Genomic DNA, 17764 nt, shown 5'->3' with positions numbered 1-17764 from the left:
AAAGCTTTCTCTAGAAGATTAAAGTAACAATAGGTTAAAGGAATATATTGTTGATTATCTAAATAAAGATTTACGGTATACTTTTTAAAATATTGGATATATTTTTTCATAGAAAATCTGCCCCTCAAGTAGTTGGCTTGAATCTTACCTTTTAGGGAGCAGATCAATTTTGCAAATTAATTTATTGCTTATTTTAAGCTAGCTGTTTTTATTTTGTTTAGATTTAACTATGATAATGAATATAGCAAGTAGTGAGCCTGTTGTAATGAAGCTTAATAAAGCTGATTTAGTGAGTCCTAAGATTAAATATCCAATCGCTGTTGTAGTTGCAACAACTAAAGCATAAGGTAACTGAGATGTAACATGAACCATGTGATTACATTGTGCACCAGTAGAGGAGAGAATAGTTGTGTCTGAAATTGGTGAACAATGGTCACCACATACTGCTCCAGCCATTACTGCTGATAGTGAAGGTAGGAGTAAACTTGGATCTGTATTAGTTGCCATTGCAGCTGCAATAGGTAGCATAATTCCAAAAGTTCCCCAACTTGTTCCTGTAGAAAATGCCATAAAACTGCCTAATATAAATAAAATAACAGGTAGAAATATTGGATTAATCGTATCTGCAACGAGAGAAGATAAGTACTTCCCTGTTTGTATGTCTGCTACAATTCCATTGATTGTCCAAGCAAAAAATAAAATAAGAATTGCACCGCTCATTGATTTTGCACCAATAATATAAATTGATGCATATTCTTTAATATTTATCTTTTTATCAATCATAATAAGTACTGAAGCAGTAATTAATGAGCTTATCCCACCGACAACAAGAGAAATACCAACAGTTGTATTTTCAAATGCACCTAAAATATCAAAAGTTTTTTTATTTTCTGCAAGTGCTTGATTACCTGTAATCATCATCATAGTTACAGTTCCTATAATGAGTACTACGATGGGCAAAATAAGATTGCGAACTTTTCCTTCTGTATTTTGATCGATATTTAAATTAATACTCTCAGTCATTAGCAAAGCTTGTTGTTCAAAACGCCGCATTGGGCCAAAATCTAAAGAATAATACGCAACTAAAAATACCATAATAATTGAGAAAATTGCATACAAATTCATTGCACTCATTGTCATAAAGGCACCTAAAGGAGAGTATCCTGTTATACCATATGTAGCTAATAATCCTGCAACTAAAGTAATAATATAAGCTCCCCAACTAGAAATTGGCATTAATACACACATTGGAGCAGCCGTCGAATCTAATATATAGGCTAATTTAGCTCTGGATACTTTAAATTTGTCGGTCACTGGACGAGCTATTGCACCTACTGCAAGACTATGGAAATAATCATCAATAAAAGTAAAGAAAACTAATGATGCAGCCATTAATTTTGCTTCTCGCTTTCCTTTGATATGATTTTTAACCCAAGACGCAAATGCCTGATTACTACCAGAGATACTAAATAAAGCAGTGAGTATCCCCAACAATATTAAAAATAGAATAATATTAATGTTATTCGAATTTAATCTATTTTCACTATAGACTAAAGATAATATAGTATTTTTTAAGTAGATTATAGAATTAGTGACATTAGCATTATTAAGCATTAATGCTCCAGCTATAATACCGATACTTAAAGATATAATTACTCTTCGTGTGAATATTGCAAGTAGTAGTGCAAGTAGTGGTGGAAGCACTGACCAAGCAGATGTTGAATAATCAATTAAATTCATAAAACCTCTAGGATTGTTTTTGATAATAAAATAACAGTCAAACAAAGAAAGAGATCTACTGAAAATCTGTATAAAGATAAGGAAAGGATAAATGTAAAAATCCTAGCCTAAACAGTAGCGCTCCACAAGGTAATAAAATGATTACCTTGTGACAGTGTCGCACCTTTCGATAACGACCCCAGCTAATTAAGATGACGCTTAACTAACTTCGGCAAATATTCCTTTCTTTTTTCTTCAACGTTTTCCACTCAGAAAAAATACTTATAATATTTGCACCTCTACAATTTGTAGGACAGAAGTAGATTACATTAATAAATCATACTTGCCAAGTGAAAAATGGTGAAATTTTATTTAAAATAAAAGTAAGATAGAATACGTTCAATTTCAAATACAAATATATCCTATTTGTTATAATAAAAATTGCAGAGATTTTAAAGATTATATTTACCAAAAAAAAATATTGAGTTAATATAAAATATATAATATATAAAATATTTAAAAATTAAATTTCTAGGAGTGTATTAATGTCAGATTTAATCAAAACATTATCAAATATTCGTAGCTTGAGAGCACTTGCAAGAGAGTCTTCATTGGAACAGTTAGAATTATTGCTCGAAAAGGTAAATACTGTTGTAGAGGAGAAGCGCGAAGAAATTAGAGTATTAGAAGCAGAAGAAGCAAAACGTCAGGAGAGCTTAAATAAATATAAAGAATTATTAGCACAAGATGGTATTTCTGCTGAAGAACTCGTATTATTATTGGGAGGTTCTTTATCAGGTAAAAAGCGTGAATCTCGTTCTCCTCGCCCTCCTAAATATAAATTTATGGATAATGGGATTGAAAAAACATGGACAGGTCAAGGAAGAACACCGAAGGCATTACAAAAAGCACTAGATGCTGGTAAGTCTTTGGAAGATTTCGAAATTTAGGTACTTACTTCGTTATAGAGTTATTTTTTGAAAAGAATCCATTAGTAGTGGGTTCTTTTTTTATTTTAAAATTAAGGAAATAGAGATGATTGAAGATAAAATTTTATTAACAGAGTCGCCAGATTATAAAGGGTTAGTCGCTAAAATTACTAATATTTGTTATAAACATCAATTAAATATCATTAATAATACAGAATTTGTTGATAATGATACTCATAGATTTTTTATGAGAACAGAATTAAAAGGTATTTTTAATGATGAAACGTTTCTTGCTGATTTGAAATTTATGTTGCCAGAAGGTGCTACTTATAAGTTAGTCTCCAAACAACGTAAAAGAATAGTGATTCTTGTGACAAAAGAGGCTCATTGTCTAGGTGATATTTTGATGAAAAATTATTATGGAGGCTTAGATGTTGATATTGCTGCTGTAATTGGAAATCATGATAATTTACGAGAATTGACTGAAAAATTTAATGTTCCTTTTCAATTAGTAAGTCATGAAGGATTGAGTAGAGTTAAGCATGATAAGTTACTTAGTGAACAAATAGATAAATATACTCCAGATTATATTGTATTGGCTAAATATATGAGGGTACTAAATCCAGAGTTTGTTGAGCGTTATCCGAATAGAGTGATCAATATTCATCATTCATTTTTACCTGCTTTTATTGGTGCAAAGCCATATCAACAAGCCTATGATCGAGGTGTAAAAATTATAGGTGCAACTGCTCATTTCATTAATAATGAATTGGATCAAGGTCCAATTATTATGCAAAATGTGATAAATATAGATCATACTTATACAGCTGATGCAATGATGCGAGCCGGTCGAGATGTAGAAAAAACAGTATTAAGCAGAGCTTTAGATCTAGTTTTATCAGATCGTGTTTTTGTTTATAAAAATAAAACTATAGTTATGTAATTTAATGCAACAGGGTTACTTTGAGAAATTTAATGATGGGAAGAATAAATGAAAAAAATTGAAATTTTTACAGATGGATCTTGTTTAGGTAATCCTGGGCCAGGTGGTATTGGTTGCTTTTTACGCTATAAACATCATACAAAAGAAATTAGCAAAGGATTCTATTTGACAACAAATAACAGAATGGAGTTATTAGCAGTTATTGAAGCTTTATCAACATTAAAAGAACCTTGTCATATTTTATTATCTAGCGATAGCCAATATATGAAAAATGGCATTGAAAAGTGGATGAGCAACTGGAAAGCCAATAATTGGAAAACAAGTAGTAAACAACCGGTGAAAAATCAAGATTTATGGGAAAAACTAGACATTGCTATTCAATCTCATATTATCGAGTGGTTGTGGATAAAAGGACATTCAGGCCATACAGAAAATGAAATATGTGACAAGCTTGCCAAAGCTGGAGCTAGCTCTCCAACTTTTGTTGATTCAGGATATCAACCTTAAATTTAAATACCACCTTTTCAATTTTGTGACCTACTTATCATTTTTGAAATAAAACTTCATTTTATATATCAAAAATGAAATTTTCACTTTAAAATAAAACCAAGTTTAAACTTGTGGTTAAATAATCTACTATTAGACTCATAGAATAACCAATACAGGAGAAATCATTATGAAATTTAAAAAACTACTACTTGCATCTTTACTTGGTTTAGCCACATCAGCTTTTGCTGCTGATTATGATTTAAAATTTGGTATGGTTGCAGGCCCTAGTTCAAATGAATATAAAGCAGTTGAGTTCTTTGCTAATGAGGTCAAAGATAAATCAGCTGGTAAAATTGATATTTCTATTTATCCAAGTGCACAGTTAGGGGATGACCGTGTAATGATGAAACAGTTAAAAGATGGGGCTCTAGATTTTACACTAGGTGAGTCTGCTCGTTTTCAAATTTTCTATCCTGAAGCAGAAGTCTTTGCTTTGCCATATATGATCCCTGATTTTGGTACAGCTAAAAAAGCTTTATTTGAAACTGAGTTTGGTAAAGGTTTACTTAAAAAAATTAATAGTGAACTAGGTATGACCGTTTTGGCTGATGCATATAATGGTACTCGTCAAACAACATCAAATAGAGCGATTAATAGTATTGATGACATGAAAGGCTTAAAAATTCGTGTACCAAATGCAGCAACTAACTTAGCATTTGCAAAATATGTTGGAGCATCACCTACACCAATGGCATTTTCAGAAGTTTATTTAGCACTTCAAACTAATTCTGTAGATGGTCAAGAAAATCCATTATCAACTATTGAAGCTCAAAAATTCTATGAAGTTCAAAAATATTTGGCGTTAACAAATCATATTTTGAATGACCAACTTTATTTAGTAAGTAATGAAACTCTTGCTGACTTACCAAAAGATCTACAAAAAGTAGTGAAAGATGCAGCGGAAAAAGCAGCCGAATATCATTCTAAATTGTTTACTGATGGCGAAGAAAGTTTGATTGCCTTCTTTAAGGATAATGGTGTAACAGTTACAACTCCAGACTTAAAACCATTTAAAGCAGCTCTTCAACCATATTATGATGAATACTTAAATAAAAATGGTGATGTTGGTAAAAAAGCTATTGAAGAAATCTCTAATTTAACGAAGTAATATCGTATTACCTTACCCTTTTACTTCAAGGGTAAGGGTTGTTTTTATTGGATTATTTGAGGTATTTATGAAAATAATAAACAAATTAGAGGAGTGGATAGGCGGTGTGATGTTTATCGCCATCTTTATCATTCTTATTGCTCAGATTTTGGCTCGCCAAGTATTCGACTCACCATTTATTTGGAGTGAAGAGTTAGCTAGATTACTTTTTATTTATGTCGCATTACTCGGTATAAGCATGGCAATTAGAAGTCAACAACACGTATATATTGATTTCATTACTAACTATTTACCTGAAAAAGTAAAAAAAGTTGCCAATTCATTTGTTCAAATTCTAATTTTTATTTCTATTGTTCTTTTTATCTATTTAGGGTTTAAGGTTTGGTTAGACTCTAGTTTTGAGATTGTTTCTTTAGGTATATCTGAAAAGTGGTTATATGCAGCGTTACCATTTATTTCCCTTTTAATGCTTTTTCGATTCTTACAAGCTCAGCAAAGCAATATAAATAATGGATTAACTTATATTCCAGTTACAGCATACGTAATTTTTACTATTATTATTTTTGCTATTGTATTTATTGAACCCAATTGGTACAGAACCCTTCGTATTTCAAATTATGTCAAATTAGGAGATTCAGCTGTTTATGTTGTATTAGTTGTTTGGCTTATTATTATGTTCTTAGGAACACCAGTTGGTTGGTCATTATTTATTGCTACTATACTTTATTTCTTGATGACTAGATGGAATATTGTAAATTCAGCATCAAATAAACTTGTAGATAGCTTAAATAGTTTTTCTCTTCTTAGTGTTCCTTTCTTTATCTTAACTGGTATTTTAATGAATACAGGAGGAATTACAGAACGTATCTTTAATTTTGCAAGTGCTGTATTAGGCCATTATCGTGGCGGTATGGGGCATGTAAATATTGGTGCTAGTCTAATTTTTTCAGGTATGTCTGGTTCTGCTTTAGCAGATGCTGGTGGATTGGGGCAACTTGAAATTAAAGCAATGCGTGATGCTGGTTACGATGATGATATGTGTGGTGGAATTACTGCAGCATCATGTATTATCGGCCCTCTTGTGCCTCCTAGTATCTCTATGATTATCTATGGAGTTATTGCAAACCAATCTATTGCAAAATTATTCGTTGCTGGATTTATACCAGGTGTGCTAGTTACTGCTGCATTAATGTCAATGAATTATTACATTGCTAAAAAACGTGGTTATCCAAGAACACCCAAAGCAACTTTACAACAACGTTGTCAAGCATTTAAAAAAGCAGTTTGGGCAGTATTTACACCAATTTTAATTATTGGTGGTATCTTCTCTGGTTTCTTTACTCCGACAGAGGCTGCTGTTATTGCAGCGCTTTACTCTACAATCATCGGTATGTTTGTATATAGAGAATTAAATATTAAGATACTATTTAATAGTTGTGTAGAAGCAGTGGCAATTACAGGTGTAACAGCTTTAATGGTTATGACAGTGACTTTTTTTGGGGATATGATTGCTCGTGAGCAAGTTGCAATGAGAATAGCAGACATGTTTATGGCTGTGGCTAATTCGCCAATCACTGTATTAGTTATGATTAACTTATTATTGTTATTCTTAGGTATGTTTATTGATGCCTTAGCCTTACAGTTTTTGGTATTACCGATGTTGATTCCAATTGCACAACATTTTGGTATAGATTTGATTTTCTTTGGGGTGATGACGACATTAAATATGATGATTGGTATTCTTACACCACCAATGGGAATGGCATTATTTGTCGTTGCTCGTGTAGGTAACATGCCTGTAAGTACAGTTGCAAAAGGCGTTTTACCATTCCTTGTTCCGATTTTTATCACATTGATATTAATTACAATTTTTCCACAAATTATTACATTTATTCCAAATCTTATTATGCCTTAGCATATAAACATTAGAACTAAGTTAGCCGTATTCGGCTAACTTAAAAAATCACTATTCAACATTGTATCTGAATAGATATTCATTCTTACTAGTTAAAATGGGGTAATAAAATGAAATTTACAAAAACAGTATTATTTTCAGTATTAGCAATGACGGCGTTTGTAGCACGAGCTGCTCAGTATCCAGATCTGCCTGAAGGTATCAAAAGTGGTACAGGAGCAGTAATTGGTGATACTGTTTATGTTGGATTAGGTGGTACAGGTACAATAAAATTCTATTCACTTGATTTAAAAGATCCAAAAGCATGGAAAGAAATTGCGAAATTTCCAGGTGGTGATCGTAATCAGCCAGTATCTGGTGTAGTAGATGGAAAATTATATATTTTTGGTGGTTACCAAAAAAATGCTAAAGGCGCATTAAATTTGGTTAATGATGCTTATAGTTATGATCCTGTAACAAATACATGGACTAAATTACCGACTCGTTCTCCTCGTGGATTGGTCGGTGCAGCAGGTGCTTCTCATGGTGATAAAATCTATATTTTAGGTGGTTCAAACATCAACATTTTTGATGGTATTTTTGATGATTTGGCAACTGCGGGGGATGATAAAGCAAAACAAGATGCAATTTTAGAAGCTTATTATGATCAAGCTCCAGCAGATTATTTCTTTACAACAGAGCTTTTAAGCTATCAGCCGTCATCAAATAAATGGACTAATGAAGGCCCGGGTTATCCCAGAGCTGGTGCAATGTTTAGCATTGATGGCGATAAGTTAATGGTTGTTAATGGTGAAATAAAACCGGGGCTTCGCACAGCGACAACTTATCAAGGTAAATTTGGCAAAAATGGCGTTGAATGGAAACAACTTCCAGATCTACCAGGTGTGAAAAATCAAGCTCAAGATGGTTTAGCTGGTGCAATGGGAGGCTATTCAAATGGTCATTATATTGTAACTGGTGGTGCAAACTTCCCTGGTTCTGTTAAACAATTTAAAGATGGTATGAATTGGGCTCATAAAGGTTTAACAAAAACTTATCACAATGATATTTATGAATTTAGTAATGGCAAATGGAATGTTGTTGGTGAATACCCAATAAATATCGCTTATGGTGTTGCTGTAAATTATGGCGATAAAGTGCTTATGATTGGTGGCGAAACTGATGGTGGCAAGGCGCTTACAGAAGTTAAATCAATGAGCTTTAATAATGGTAAAGTTGTTGTTGAATAATATTATTTAGATTCTCAAGAATAATATATTTTGACATGTATTAAAAAGAGTTGGTTATAACTGATAACCAACTCTTTTTGTTTAATCTTATATCTTGTTAGTATAATTGCGATGATTATACTTTTAGACTATGAGATGTTGGACAAAAGATCTTTTACCCATTCCAACCCAGAATAAAAATCTTCAGTTAAAGCAGGTTTAACTTTTTCTAAGCTAGATATAATTTCTTGCTTGTCCAAATGATATAAATTCAAATGCCCAAGTTTTCGACCTTCTCTAACTTCTTTTCCATACCAATGAAGTTGTGAATGAGGAATACTGAGCCATTCTTTATGATGTTCGATCCCAATTAAATTGACCATAACATTTGTACCGCTAGTGGTTAATTGTGGTGTAGGTAAATCAAGTAAGGCACGCAGATGTAATTCAAATTGGCTTATTGAACAACCCAATTGTGTCCAATGCCCACTATTATGAACCCTAGGTGCGAGTTCATTAATTAATAATGTTTCTCCAACCACAAAGCATTCCATTGCCATTACGCCAACATAATTTAATTCGTCCATGATAGCCGAGAGCATTTTTTCTGCTTGAGCTTGAAATAATTGTTGATGAGGAAGATTAAGGTTAGTCACGCTATAACGTAAAATCCCATTTTGTTGTAGATTATGGGTAATAGGGTAGAAACGATGTTTGCCATTTCTAAATCTTGCCCCGACAAGGGATATTTCACCATCGAAGGGAATAAATTTTTCGGCGATGACTTCTCCAAATAATTCAGGGACAATTTGAATGATTGAATTTTTAGTCACAATCCATTGTCCTCGACCATCGTAGCCACCTGTACGACGTTTTACGACAACTTTTTCACCCACATTAGCAAAAATATCTTCCCATTGATTTGGTGATTCGACTAATTGCCAAGGGGATGTTGGAATATTTAGTTGATCAAGTAGTGATTTTTGAGTGAAGCGATCCGCTAATTGTCCAAAAACAGGTAAATTTACAAAATTAGGATGAGTACTTAAAATTTTTGTGAGAGGCGTTGTTTCCCATCTCTCAATTTCAGCTGTAATTAAGCTATCAGATTCTATATCAAAAACATCGGCATCAAACGCAAGGGGCTTAACTGTGATATCCAATGGCGCCCCCGCATAACGTAACATTCTGCCAAGTTGGCCATTGCCTAATACATAAATGGGAGGATAGAGTGTACTTTGTTGCATGAAATATTCTCGAATAAACTAGTTGTAACAAGCGGTAGGATTTGACTTAAAATTTGTAAAATTTTCTCTAAAACTAACCGCTTCGATTGATGAAAAGTTAAAACAAACTTGACTAATCACGAGGATCAGGATTGTCAAGAACTACTTTTGTTTGAGATTGACGAAATTCATGTAATTTTTTTGTTAATCCGCTATCAAAGACTGCTAATATCTGTGCTGCAAGTAAACCTGCATTAGCAGCACCAGCAGGTCCAATTGCTAGTGTACCGACTGGAATACCTTTCGGCATTTGAACAATAGAGTATAGACTATCTACACCACTTAGCATCGAACTTTTTACCGGAACGCCAAGTACTGGAACAATCGTTTTAGCGGCAATCATTCCGGGGAGATGGGCCGCTCCACCTGCACCAGCAATAATAACTTTATACCCATTTTTTTCTGCTTTTTCAGCAAAACTAAATAATTTATCTGGTGTCCGATGAGCAGAAACTATTTCAACATGATAAGAAATGTCAAATTGGTCAAGAATTTGTGCAGCTTCAGACATTGTGGGCCAATCACTTTTAGAACCCATAACGATGGCAATTTTTGGATTTTTCATTATCTACATAACCTATTCAAACGATTGATAAAAGATTCGCATAGAATAGCATAAATCGTTGATTATTTCTTAAAAATAAGGAGGGTGTTAAGCATGTTTGCCACTTTAAATTTTGGGGAAAAATGGACAAATTAGCCCAATTTTGTTATTCTTATATAAATATTCGCTTACGTTTTTTTAACAAAAAATAGATATTGTTAAAAATCAAGTGGTTAGTATTATTGTGTTTGTAAAGATAATTCAATTTAATCTTAATATTTTTGCATTCAATCTGATTTTGATTTGGCCATGGCTAAATAAGACCATGTCAGTCATATTTCACAACAGAGGGTAAGCAGTCCTGTTTACTTGTATTATTCACTTATAAAAAAGGAAAGAAAAGCTATGTCAGAAATTTTAGGTAATGACGTAGATCCAATCGAAACTAATGATTGGTTACTTGCAATTAACTCATTAATTCGTGAAGAAGGTGTAGAAAGAGCACAATTTATTGTTGAGCAAGTACTTCAACAAGCTCGTAGTCAAGGTGTTCCTCTACAAAGTGGTATCAGTACCGATTATGTTAATACAATTCCTGCGTCAGAAGATCTTCCTTATCCAGGTAATTTGGATTTAGAACGTCGTATTCGTACAGCAGTACGTTGGAACTCAATCATGATGGTGTTGAGAGCATCTAAGAAAGATTTAGAGTTAGGTGGACATATGGCTTCATACCAGTCTGCTGCAACATTGTATGAAGTTGGATTTAACCATTTCTTCAAAGCTCGTACGGAGCAAAATGGGGGAGATTTAGTTTTCTTCCAAGGCCATATTTCTCCAGGGATTTATGCTAGAGCATTTTTAGAAGGTCGTTTAACAGAAGAACAATTAAATAATTTCCGTCAAGAAGTACATGGTAAAGGACTTTCTTCTTACCCTCACCCAAGATTATTGCCTGAATTTTGGCAATTCCCAACTGTGTCAATGGGATTAGGACCATTGAATGCAATTTATCAAGCTCGCTTCTTAAAATATCTTCATAATCGTGGCTTAAAAGATACTACTGATCAAACAGTGTATGCCTTCTTAGGCGATGGTGAAATGGACGAAGCAGAATCTCGTGGTGCGCTTGCATTTGCTGCTCGTGAACATTTAGATAATTTGATTTTTATTGTTAACTGTAACTTACAACGTCTTGATGGACCAGTAACAGGTAATGGTAAAATTGTTCAAGAACTTGAAAGTCAATTTATCGGATCGGGTTGGGAAGTAATTAAAGTACTTTGGGGATCAAACTGGGATCATTTACTTCAAAAAGATACTTCAGGTAAATTAATGCAACTTATGATGGAAGTGGTTGATGGGGATTATCAAACATTTAAATCGAAAGATGGTAAATATGTTCGTGAAAACTTTTTCGGACGCTATCCTGAGACAGCTGCATTAGTTGCTGATATGACAGATGATGAAATTTGGCAATTAACTCGTGGTGGACATGATCCAATCAAAGTATTCACAGCATATAGTAAAGCAAAACAAGTTAAGGATAAACCAGTTGCATTGTTAATCCACACTATCAAAGGTTATGGTATGGGTGATGCTGCAGAAGGTAAAAATATTGCTCACCAAGTGAAAAAAATGGATATGAATTCTATTAAACACTTCCGTGATCATTTCCAAGTACCTGTATCAGATGAAGATATTGAACATTTACCTTATATTACTTTCAAGGAAGGATCTGAAGAGTATAATTACTTACATCAACAGCGTAAGGCATTAAATGGTTATTTACCAACTCGCCTACCTAAATTCACTCAAAAATTAGAAATACCTGCGTTAGAAGAGTTTTCTCAATTATTCGAAGCACAAGCTCGTCCTATCTCAACTACAATGGCGTTTGTACGTTCATTAAATGTATTGCTGAAAAACAAAGAATTAGGTAAACACATTGTGCCAATTCTTGCGGATGAAGCACGTACCTTTGGTATGGAAGGTTTATTCCGCCAAATTGGTATTTATAGTCCTCATGGCCAAAACTATACTCCACAAGATCGTGAGCAAGTTGCGTATTATCGTGAAGCAATTAATGGCCAAATTTTACAAGAAGGGATTAATGAGCATGGTGCTACAGCATCTTGGATTGCAGCTGCAACTTCATACTCAACAAATGATCTTCCTATGATTCCATTTTATATTTATTACTCAATGTTTGGTTTCCAACGTGTTGGAGATTTAATGTGGTTAGCAGGAGATCAACGTGCACGAGGTTTCATGATCGGTGGTACATCAGGTCGTACAACCTTAAATGGAGAAGGCTTACAACATGAAGATGGTCATAGCCATATTCAAGCTGCAATCATCCCTAGCTGTATCGCTTATGATCCTGCATATGTTTATGAAGTGGCGGTAATTATCCAAGACGGTATGCGTCGCATGTATGGTGAAGCTCAAGAAGATGTGTATTACTACATCACAACATTAAATGAAACTTACGACCAACCAGCAATGCCAGAAGGTGTTGAGGAAGGTATCCGTAAAGGTATCTACAAATTTGAAACTGTTAAAGCTAAGAAAGAAAAAGCATCTGTACAGTTAATGGGTTGTGGTTCTATTTTCCGTCACGTACGTGAAGCTGCACAAATTCTAGCGAATGACTATGGTGTATCTTCAGACGTTTATAGCGTACCTTCATTCACTGAAGTTGCTCGTGAAGGTGCTGATGTAGAACGTTATAACTTATTACACCCAACAGCAGAAAAACGTGTTCCATATATCGCTACAGTGATGAATGATAGACCAGCAGTTGCTGCAACAGATTATGTGAAATTATTTGCAGAACAAGTTGCTGCATACGTACCAGCTAAGACTTATGCTGTATTAGGTACTGATGGTTTCGGTCGTTCAGACAGCCGTGAAAACTTACGCTCACATTTTGAAGTTGATGCACACCACGTTGTTGTTGCAGCATTATCTGAATTAGCAGAAGAAGGCTCAATCAAACCAAGTGTTGTTGCTGAAGCAATCGAAAAATTTGGAATCAATGCAGATAAAGTGAATCCACTTCACGCATAAAATCATGCTTCCCCTCTAAAGAGGGGAAGTATAGGAAGGTTTTACAGGCGGTGGGTTTTCTCTATTTTTTTGTAAAATTCATACATTTAAAATCTTCCCTAACTTTTTCTGATAGATGATAGAAAAAGAAATTACGAGGAAAAATAAAAATGTCGAAACAAATTCAAGTGCCAGATATTGGTGGTGATGAAGTTACTGTAACTGAAGTGATGGTAAATGTTGGTGATACTATCGCTGTTGATCAAAGTGTGATCAATGTAGAAGGTGATAAAGCATCAATGGAAGTACCAGCTCCAGAAGCTGGTGTAGTAAAAGAAGTTTTAGTTAAAGTGGGTGATAAAGTTTCTACTGGTTCACCTATGCTAGTTTTAGATTCAGCAGAAGCATCTGCTCCAACAGCACAACCTGCGCCAGCTACTGAAGCGGTTCCAGCAACTCCAGCTGCGACAACAAATACAGTAGTAGATGTAAATGTACCAGATATTGGTGGTGATGAAGTTAATGTAACTGAAATCATGGTTAAAGTTGGTGATGTTGTAGAACTTGATCAATCAATCATTAATGTAGAAGGTGATAAAGCATCAATGGAAGTTCCTGCACCAGTAGCTGGTACAGTTAAAGAAATTTTAATCAATGTTGGTGATAAAGTTTCTACAGGTTCATTGATCATGAAGTTTGAAGTTGCAGGTACAGCACCAGTAGCTAGCGCACCAGCCCAAGAATCAGCTCCAGCACCTCAAACAGCAACAGTTGCATCAATTCAAGATGTAAATGTGCCAGACATTGGTGGTGATGAAGTTAATGTAACTGAAATCATGGTTAAAGTTGGTGATGTTGTTGAAGTAGATCAATCAATCATCAATGTAGAAGGTGATAAAGCATCAATGGAAGTACCAGCTCCATTAGCCGGTACTGTCAAAGAAATCTTAATTAAAGTCGGTGATAAAGTTTCTACTGGCTCATTAATTATGAAATTTGAAGTTGCAGGTGCAGCACCGGCAGCTGCTCCAGCAGCACAAGCTCCTCAGCAAGCAGCACCTGCGGCACCTCAAGCTGCGGCTCCAGCACAAGCTAGTGGCAATGTGGCTGGTTTAAGTCAAGAGCAAGTAGTAGCAAGCAATGGCTATGCCCATGCTACACCTGTTATTCGTCGTTTAGCACGTGAATTTGGTGTAAATCTTGATAAAGTTAAAGGTACTGGTCGTAAAGGTCGTATCGTAAAAGAAGATATTCAAGCTTATGTAAAAACTGCGGTTAAAGCATTTGAATCAGGTTCAACAGCTCAAGCATCAGGCAATGGTGTGGCGAATGGTGCTGGTTTAGGCTTATTACCATGGCCAAAAGTTGATTTCAGCAAATTTGGTGAAACTGAAGAAGTTGAATTAGGTCGTATCCAAAAGATTTCTGGTGCGAACTTACACCGTAACTGGGTGATGATCCCTCATGTAACACAATGGGATAAAGCAGATATCACTACATTAGAACAGTTCCGTAAAGAACAAAATGCATTCTTAGAGAAGACTAAACAAGATGTTAAAGTAACTCCATTAGTATTTATCATGAAAGCTGTTGCTAAAGCATTGGAAGAATTCCCTCGCTTTAATAGTTCACTTTCAGAAGATGGACAACGTTTAACACTTAAGAAATATATCAATATCGGTGTTGCAGTAGATACGCCAAATGGTTTAGTTGTACCAGTGTTCAGAAATGTGAATAAGAAAGGCATTATTGAACTTTCTCGTGAATTGTCAGAAATCTCGAAAAAAGCACGTGCAGGTAAATTAACTTCATCTGATATGCAAGGTGGATGTTTCACTATTTCAAGCTTAGGTGGTATTGGTGGTACACAATTTACTCCAATCGTAAATGCGCCTGAAGTTGCTATTCTTGGTGTGTCTAAATCAGAAATGACACCAGTATGGAACGGTAAAGAATTTACACCACGTCTAATGTTACCATTATCATTATCATACGATCACCGTGTAATTGATGGTGCTGATGGCGCAAGATTTATCACTTACTTAAATGGCGTATTATCAGATATCCGTCGTTTAGTTATGTAGTGAATGTAAGCGGTTAGATCGTAAATAAAATTTGTAAAAATTTATGATGAACTGACCGCTTATTTTTGATTCTGTGATCTTGCTCTCGTTACAAAATTGTTAAAATTAGTTACACTTATAGTGAGATTATTTATCAGTTTAGTGACTCGCAAATCATATCAGAGGTAAAAATGAGCAAAGAAATTAAAACCCAAGTTGTTGTACTTGGTGCAGGTCCAGCAGGATATTCAGCAGCTTTCCGTTGTGCAGATTTAGGCTTAGAAACAGTAATTGTTGAACGTTATTCAACATTAGGTGGTGTGTGTCTAAATGTGGGATGTATTCCATCTAAAGCATTATTACATGTTGCTAAAGTAATTGAAGAAGCAAAACATGCAGAAAAAAATGGTATTGTCTTTGGTGAACCTGAAATCGATCTTAATCGAGTTCGTGAAGGTAAAGAAGCTGTAGTAAGTAAATTAACAGGTGGGTTAGCTGGTATGGCTAAGGCACGTAAAGTAACAGTTGTTGAAGGATTAGCAACTTTTGCAGATCCTAACACTTTAGTTGCACGTGATCGTGATGGCAATCCAACAACAATTAAATTTGATAATGCAATTATTGCAGCAGGTTCTCGTCCAATTCAATTACCATTTATTCCACACGATGATCCACGTGTTTGGGACTCAACTGATGCATTAAAATTAAAAGAAGTACCTAAAAAACTACTTATCATGGGTGGTGGTATCATCGGGTTAGAAATGGGAACTGTATATAAAGCATTAGGGTCAGAAGTTGAAGTAGTTGAAATGTTTGATCAAGTCATTCCTGCAGCAGATAAAGATGTTGTCGGTATTTACACCAAACAGATCGAGAAAAAATTCAAATTGATGCTTGAAACTAAAGTAACTGCTGTAGAAGCAAAAGATGATGGTATTTACGTTTCTATGGAAGGTAAAGCATGCAATGATACTAAACGTTATGATGCAGTATTAGTTGCTATTGGTCGTACACCAAACGGTAAATTACTTGATGCTGGAAAAGCGGGTGTAGAAGTTGATGATCGAGGCTTTATCCGTGTAGATAAACAAATGCGTACTAACGTTCCTCACATTTTTGCAATCGGCGACATCGTTGGACAACCAATGCTAGCACATAAAGGTGTTCATGAAGGGCATGTTGCTGCAGAAGTTATCGCAGGACAAAAACATTATTTTGATCCTAAAATTATTCCGTCTATTGCATATACTGAGCCAGAAGTTGCTTGGGTAGGTAAAACAGAGAAAGAATGTAAACAAGAAGGATTAAACTACGAAGTAGCGAAATTCCCTTGGGCTGCTTCAGGTCGTGCAATTGCTTCTGAATGTTCAGAAGGTATGACTAAATTAATCTTTGATAAAGATACTCATCGTTTACTTGGTGGTGCTATTGTCGGTAGTAATGGTGGTGAATTGCTTGGTGAAATTGGTCTTGCAATTGAAATGGGATGTGATGCTGAAGATATTGCATTAACAATTCATGCTCACCCAACATTACACGAATCAGTTGGATTAGCAGCAGAAGTATTTGAAGGATCAATTACAGACCTTCCAAATGCAAAAGCGAAGAAAAAATAATCTTTATTAGTTTAGACTAAGCATAAAAAACGGATAATTATTTCGATTATCCGTTTTTTTATGGCCTGTAATATTATTCAATCCAGGTAATTACATAATTCCAGAAAGGTTTACTTGGAAGAATAATTTCAGTGTGAGGCATAGAGGATAATCTCAAGTAATCGATAGGGATTTCGCTATTATTTTGCTTTTTAATGTAGTTATCTGAAGTTTCAACTAAAACTCGATTATCATCTTTTCCTTGAATGACTAAAACTTTCTTCACCCCATTCAATTCATAATTTATTGGAGAAGCTTCCGCTAATAACTGTTCAGTAATAGGTGCTGTATAATATTCTTCTACAGCATTATCACCTAATTTGTGTTGATATGTGAAATTAACATCAGTGACGGGAGCAAGTGCTATAGTTTTATCTACAAGATTGGAGGTAAAGAGAGCTAATTGTCCTCCGACTGAATGTCCTATTGTGATAAGTTCAGCATTGCTATACCGATTCTTAATATCTTTAATTGCAGCTGCTACATCCTCACGAGGAATAGGCCATTGGTTTTCACTTCCTCTTCTATATTCAATACTTGCTAAACTATAACCCTTTTCAACAAAATAAGTTTCTAATTCTTGTAAAGAAGTAAGATTTACTGCATTACGCCAATACCCACCATGTACGAGTATTATTAATTTATTTGGAGTTTCTGTTTGTAAATAAAGTTTATAGAATTGATCTTTGTCTTGACCATAAGTAATTTTATTGTATTTCATCGCTTTCTCCTGTTATTTTACTAAATAGCTAATAGTTATTTTTTATATAGTTAGCATAATCCTCTCTCTAAAA

At 34.5% G+C, this 17764-nt stretch carries 13 protein-coding genes and 1 riboswitch; of the genes, 9 read left to right on the top strand and 4 right to left on the bottom strand.

All coding sequences use genetic code 11. The features are described 5' to 3' along the window. Positions 1 to 198: 198 nt before the first annotated feature. Complete coding sequence (locus Q1J40_RS00260) at positions 199 to 1740, bottom strand: Na+/H+ antiporter NhaC family protein (RefSeq protein ID WP_301098002.1); 1542 nt, start codon at positions 1738 to 1740, stop codon at positions 199 to 201. A 107-nt stretch (positions 1741 to 1847) separates the two neighbouring features. Further along, positions 1848 to 2029: riboswitch (Lysine riboswitch) on the bottom strand. A gap of 235 nt (positions 2030 to 2264) precedes the next feature. Here Q1J40_RS00260 and Q1J40_RS00255 point away from each other — a divergent pair. The 6 genes from Q1J40_RS00255 to Q1J40_RS00230 all read left to right on the top strand — a co-directional run bounded on the left by Q1J40_RS00255 (position 2265) and on the right by Q1J40_RS00230 (position 8392). Next, positions 2265 to 2669: an H-NS family histone-like protein gene (locus tag Q1J40_RS00255; protein ID WP_301098000.1), complete on the top strand. Its 405-nt coding sequence runs from the start codon at positions 2265 to 2267 to the stop codon at positions 2667 to 2669. A gap of 85 nt (positions 2670 to 2754) precedes the next feature. Further along, a complete protein-coding gene (gene purU, locus Q1J40_RS00250) occupies positions 2755 to 3591 on the top strand; it encodes a formyltetrahydrofolate deformylase (protein WP_301097998.1) in 837 nt (278 codons plus the stop codon). A 48-nt stretch (positions 3592 to 3639) separates the two neighbouring features. Next, positions 3640 to 4098 carry a ribonuclease HI gene (gene rnhA, locus Q1J40_RS00245; RefSeq protein ID WP_301097997.1) on the top strand — a complete coding sequence of 153 codons (459 nt, stop codon included), beginning with the start codon at positions 3640 to 3642 and terminating at the stop codon, positions 4096 to 4098. Between the two features lie 169 nt (positions 4099 to 4267). Then, positions 4268 to 5248, top strand: a complete 981-nt coding sequence (locus tag Q1J40_RS00240; RefSeq protein WP_301097996.1) for a sialic acid TRAP transporter substrate-binding protein SiaP — start codon at positions 4268 to 4270, stop codon at positions 5246 to 5248. Positions 5249 to 5315: 67 nt separating this feature from the next. Next, complete coding sequence (locus Q1J40_RS00235) at positions 5316 to 7163, top strand: TRAP transporter large permease subunit (RefSeq protein ID WP_301097994.1); 1848 nt, start codon at positions 5316 to 5318, stop codon at positions 7161 to 7163. 110 nt (positions 7164 to 7273) lie between these two features. Then, positions 7274 to 8392 (top strand): N-acetylneuraminate epimerase, encoded by a 1119-nt coding sequence (locus tag Q1J40_RS00230; RefSeq protein WP_301097993.1) that lies wholly within the window; start codon positions 7274 to 7276, stop codon positions 8390 to 8392. Between the two features lie 128 nt (positions 8393 to 8520). On the opposite strand, the gene purK is transcribed toward Q1J40_RS00230, so the two are convergent. Both purK and purE read right to left on the bottom strand, forming a co-directional pair. Then, positions 8521 to 9618, bottom strand: a complete 1098-nt coding sequence (purK, locus tag Q1J40_RS00225) for a 5-(carboxyamino)imidazole ribonucleotide synthase (protein WP_301097991.1) — start codon at positions 9616 to 9618, stop codon at positions 8521 to 8523. 112 nt (positions 9619 to 9730) lie between these two features. Next, positions 9731 to 10222: a 5-(carboxyamino)imidazole ribonucleotide mutase gene (gene purE, locus Q1J40_RS00220; protein ID WP_502306649.1), complete on the bottom strand. Its 492-nt coding sequence runs from the start codon at positions 10220 to 10222 to the stop codon at positions 9731 to 9733. 384 nt (positions 10223 to 10606) lie between these two features. On the opposite strand from purE, the gene aceE reads away from it, so the two are divergent. The 3 genes from aceE (at position 10607) to lpdA (ending at position 16931) form a co-directional block, all read left to right on the top strand. Beyond that, positions 10607 to 13273 (top strand): pyruvate dehydrogenase (acetyl-transferring), homodimeric type, encoded by a 2667-nt coding sequence (gene aceE / locus Q1J40_RS00215; RefSeq protein WP_301097989.1) that lies wholly within the window; start codon positions 10607 to 10609, stop codon positions 13271 to 13273. 149 nt (positions 13274 to 13422) lie between these two features. Then, positions 13423 to 15336, top strand: a complete 1914-nt coding sequence (aceF, locus tag Q1J40_RS00210; protein ID WP_301097987.1) for a pyruvate dehydrogenase complex dihydrolipoyllysine-residue acetyltransferase — start codon at positions 13423 to 13425, stop codon at positions 15334 to 15336. Between the two features lie 170 nt (positions 15337 to 15506). After that, positions 15507 to 16931, top strand: coding sequence for a dihydrolipoyl dehydrogenase (lpdA, locus tag Q1J40_RS00205; RefSeq protein WP_301097985.1), 1425 nt, complete (start codon positions 15507 to 15509; stop codon positions 16929 to 16931). A gap of 73 nt (positions 16932 to 17004) precedes the next feature. Here the strand turns inward: lpdA and Q1J40_RS00200 are convergent, their stop codons facing one another. Then, positions 17005 to 17691 carry an alpha/beta hydrolase gene (locus Q1J40_RS00200; RefSeq protein WP_301097983.1) on the bottom strand — a complete coding sequence of 229 codons (687 nt, stop codon included), beginning with the start codon at positions 17689 to 17691 and terminating at the stop codon, positions 17005 to 17007. Positions 17692 to 17764 lie beyond the last annotated feature (73 nt).

The sequence above is a fragment of the Otariodibacter sp. genome (genome assembly GCF_029256985.1).
Classification (GTDB): domain Bacteria; phylum Pseudomonadota; class Gammaproteobacteria; order Enterobacterales; family Pasteurellaceae; genus Otariodibacter.
The sequence above is the reverse complement of the archived record's forward strand: the minus strand, read 5'-3'. Positions and strand labels throughout refer to the sequence as shown.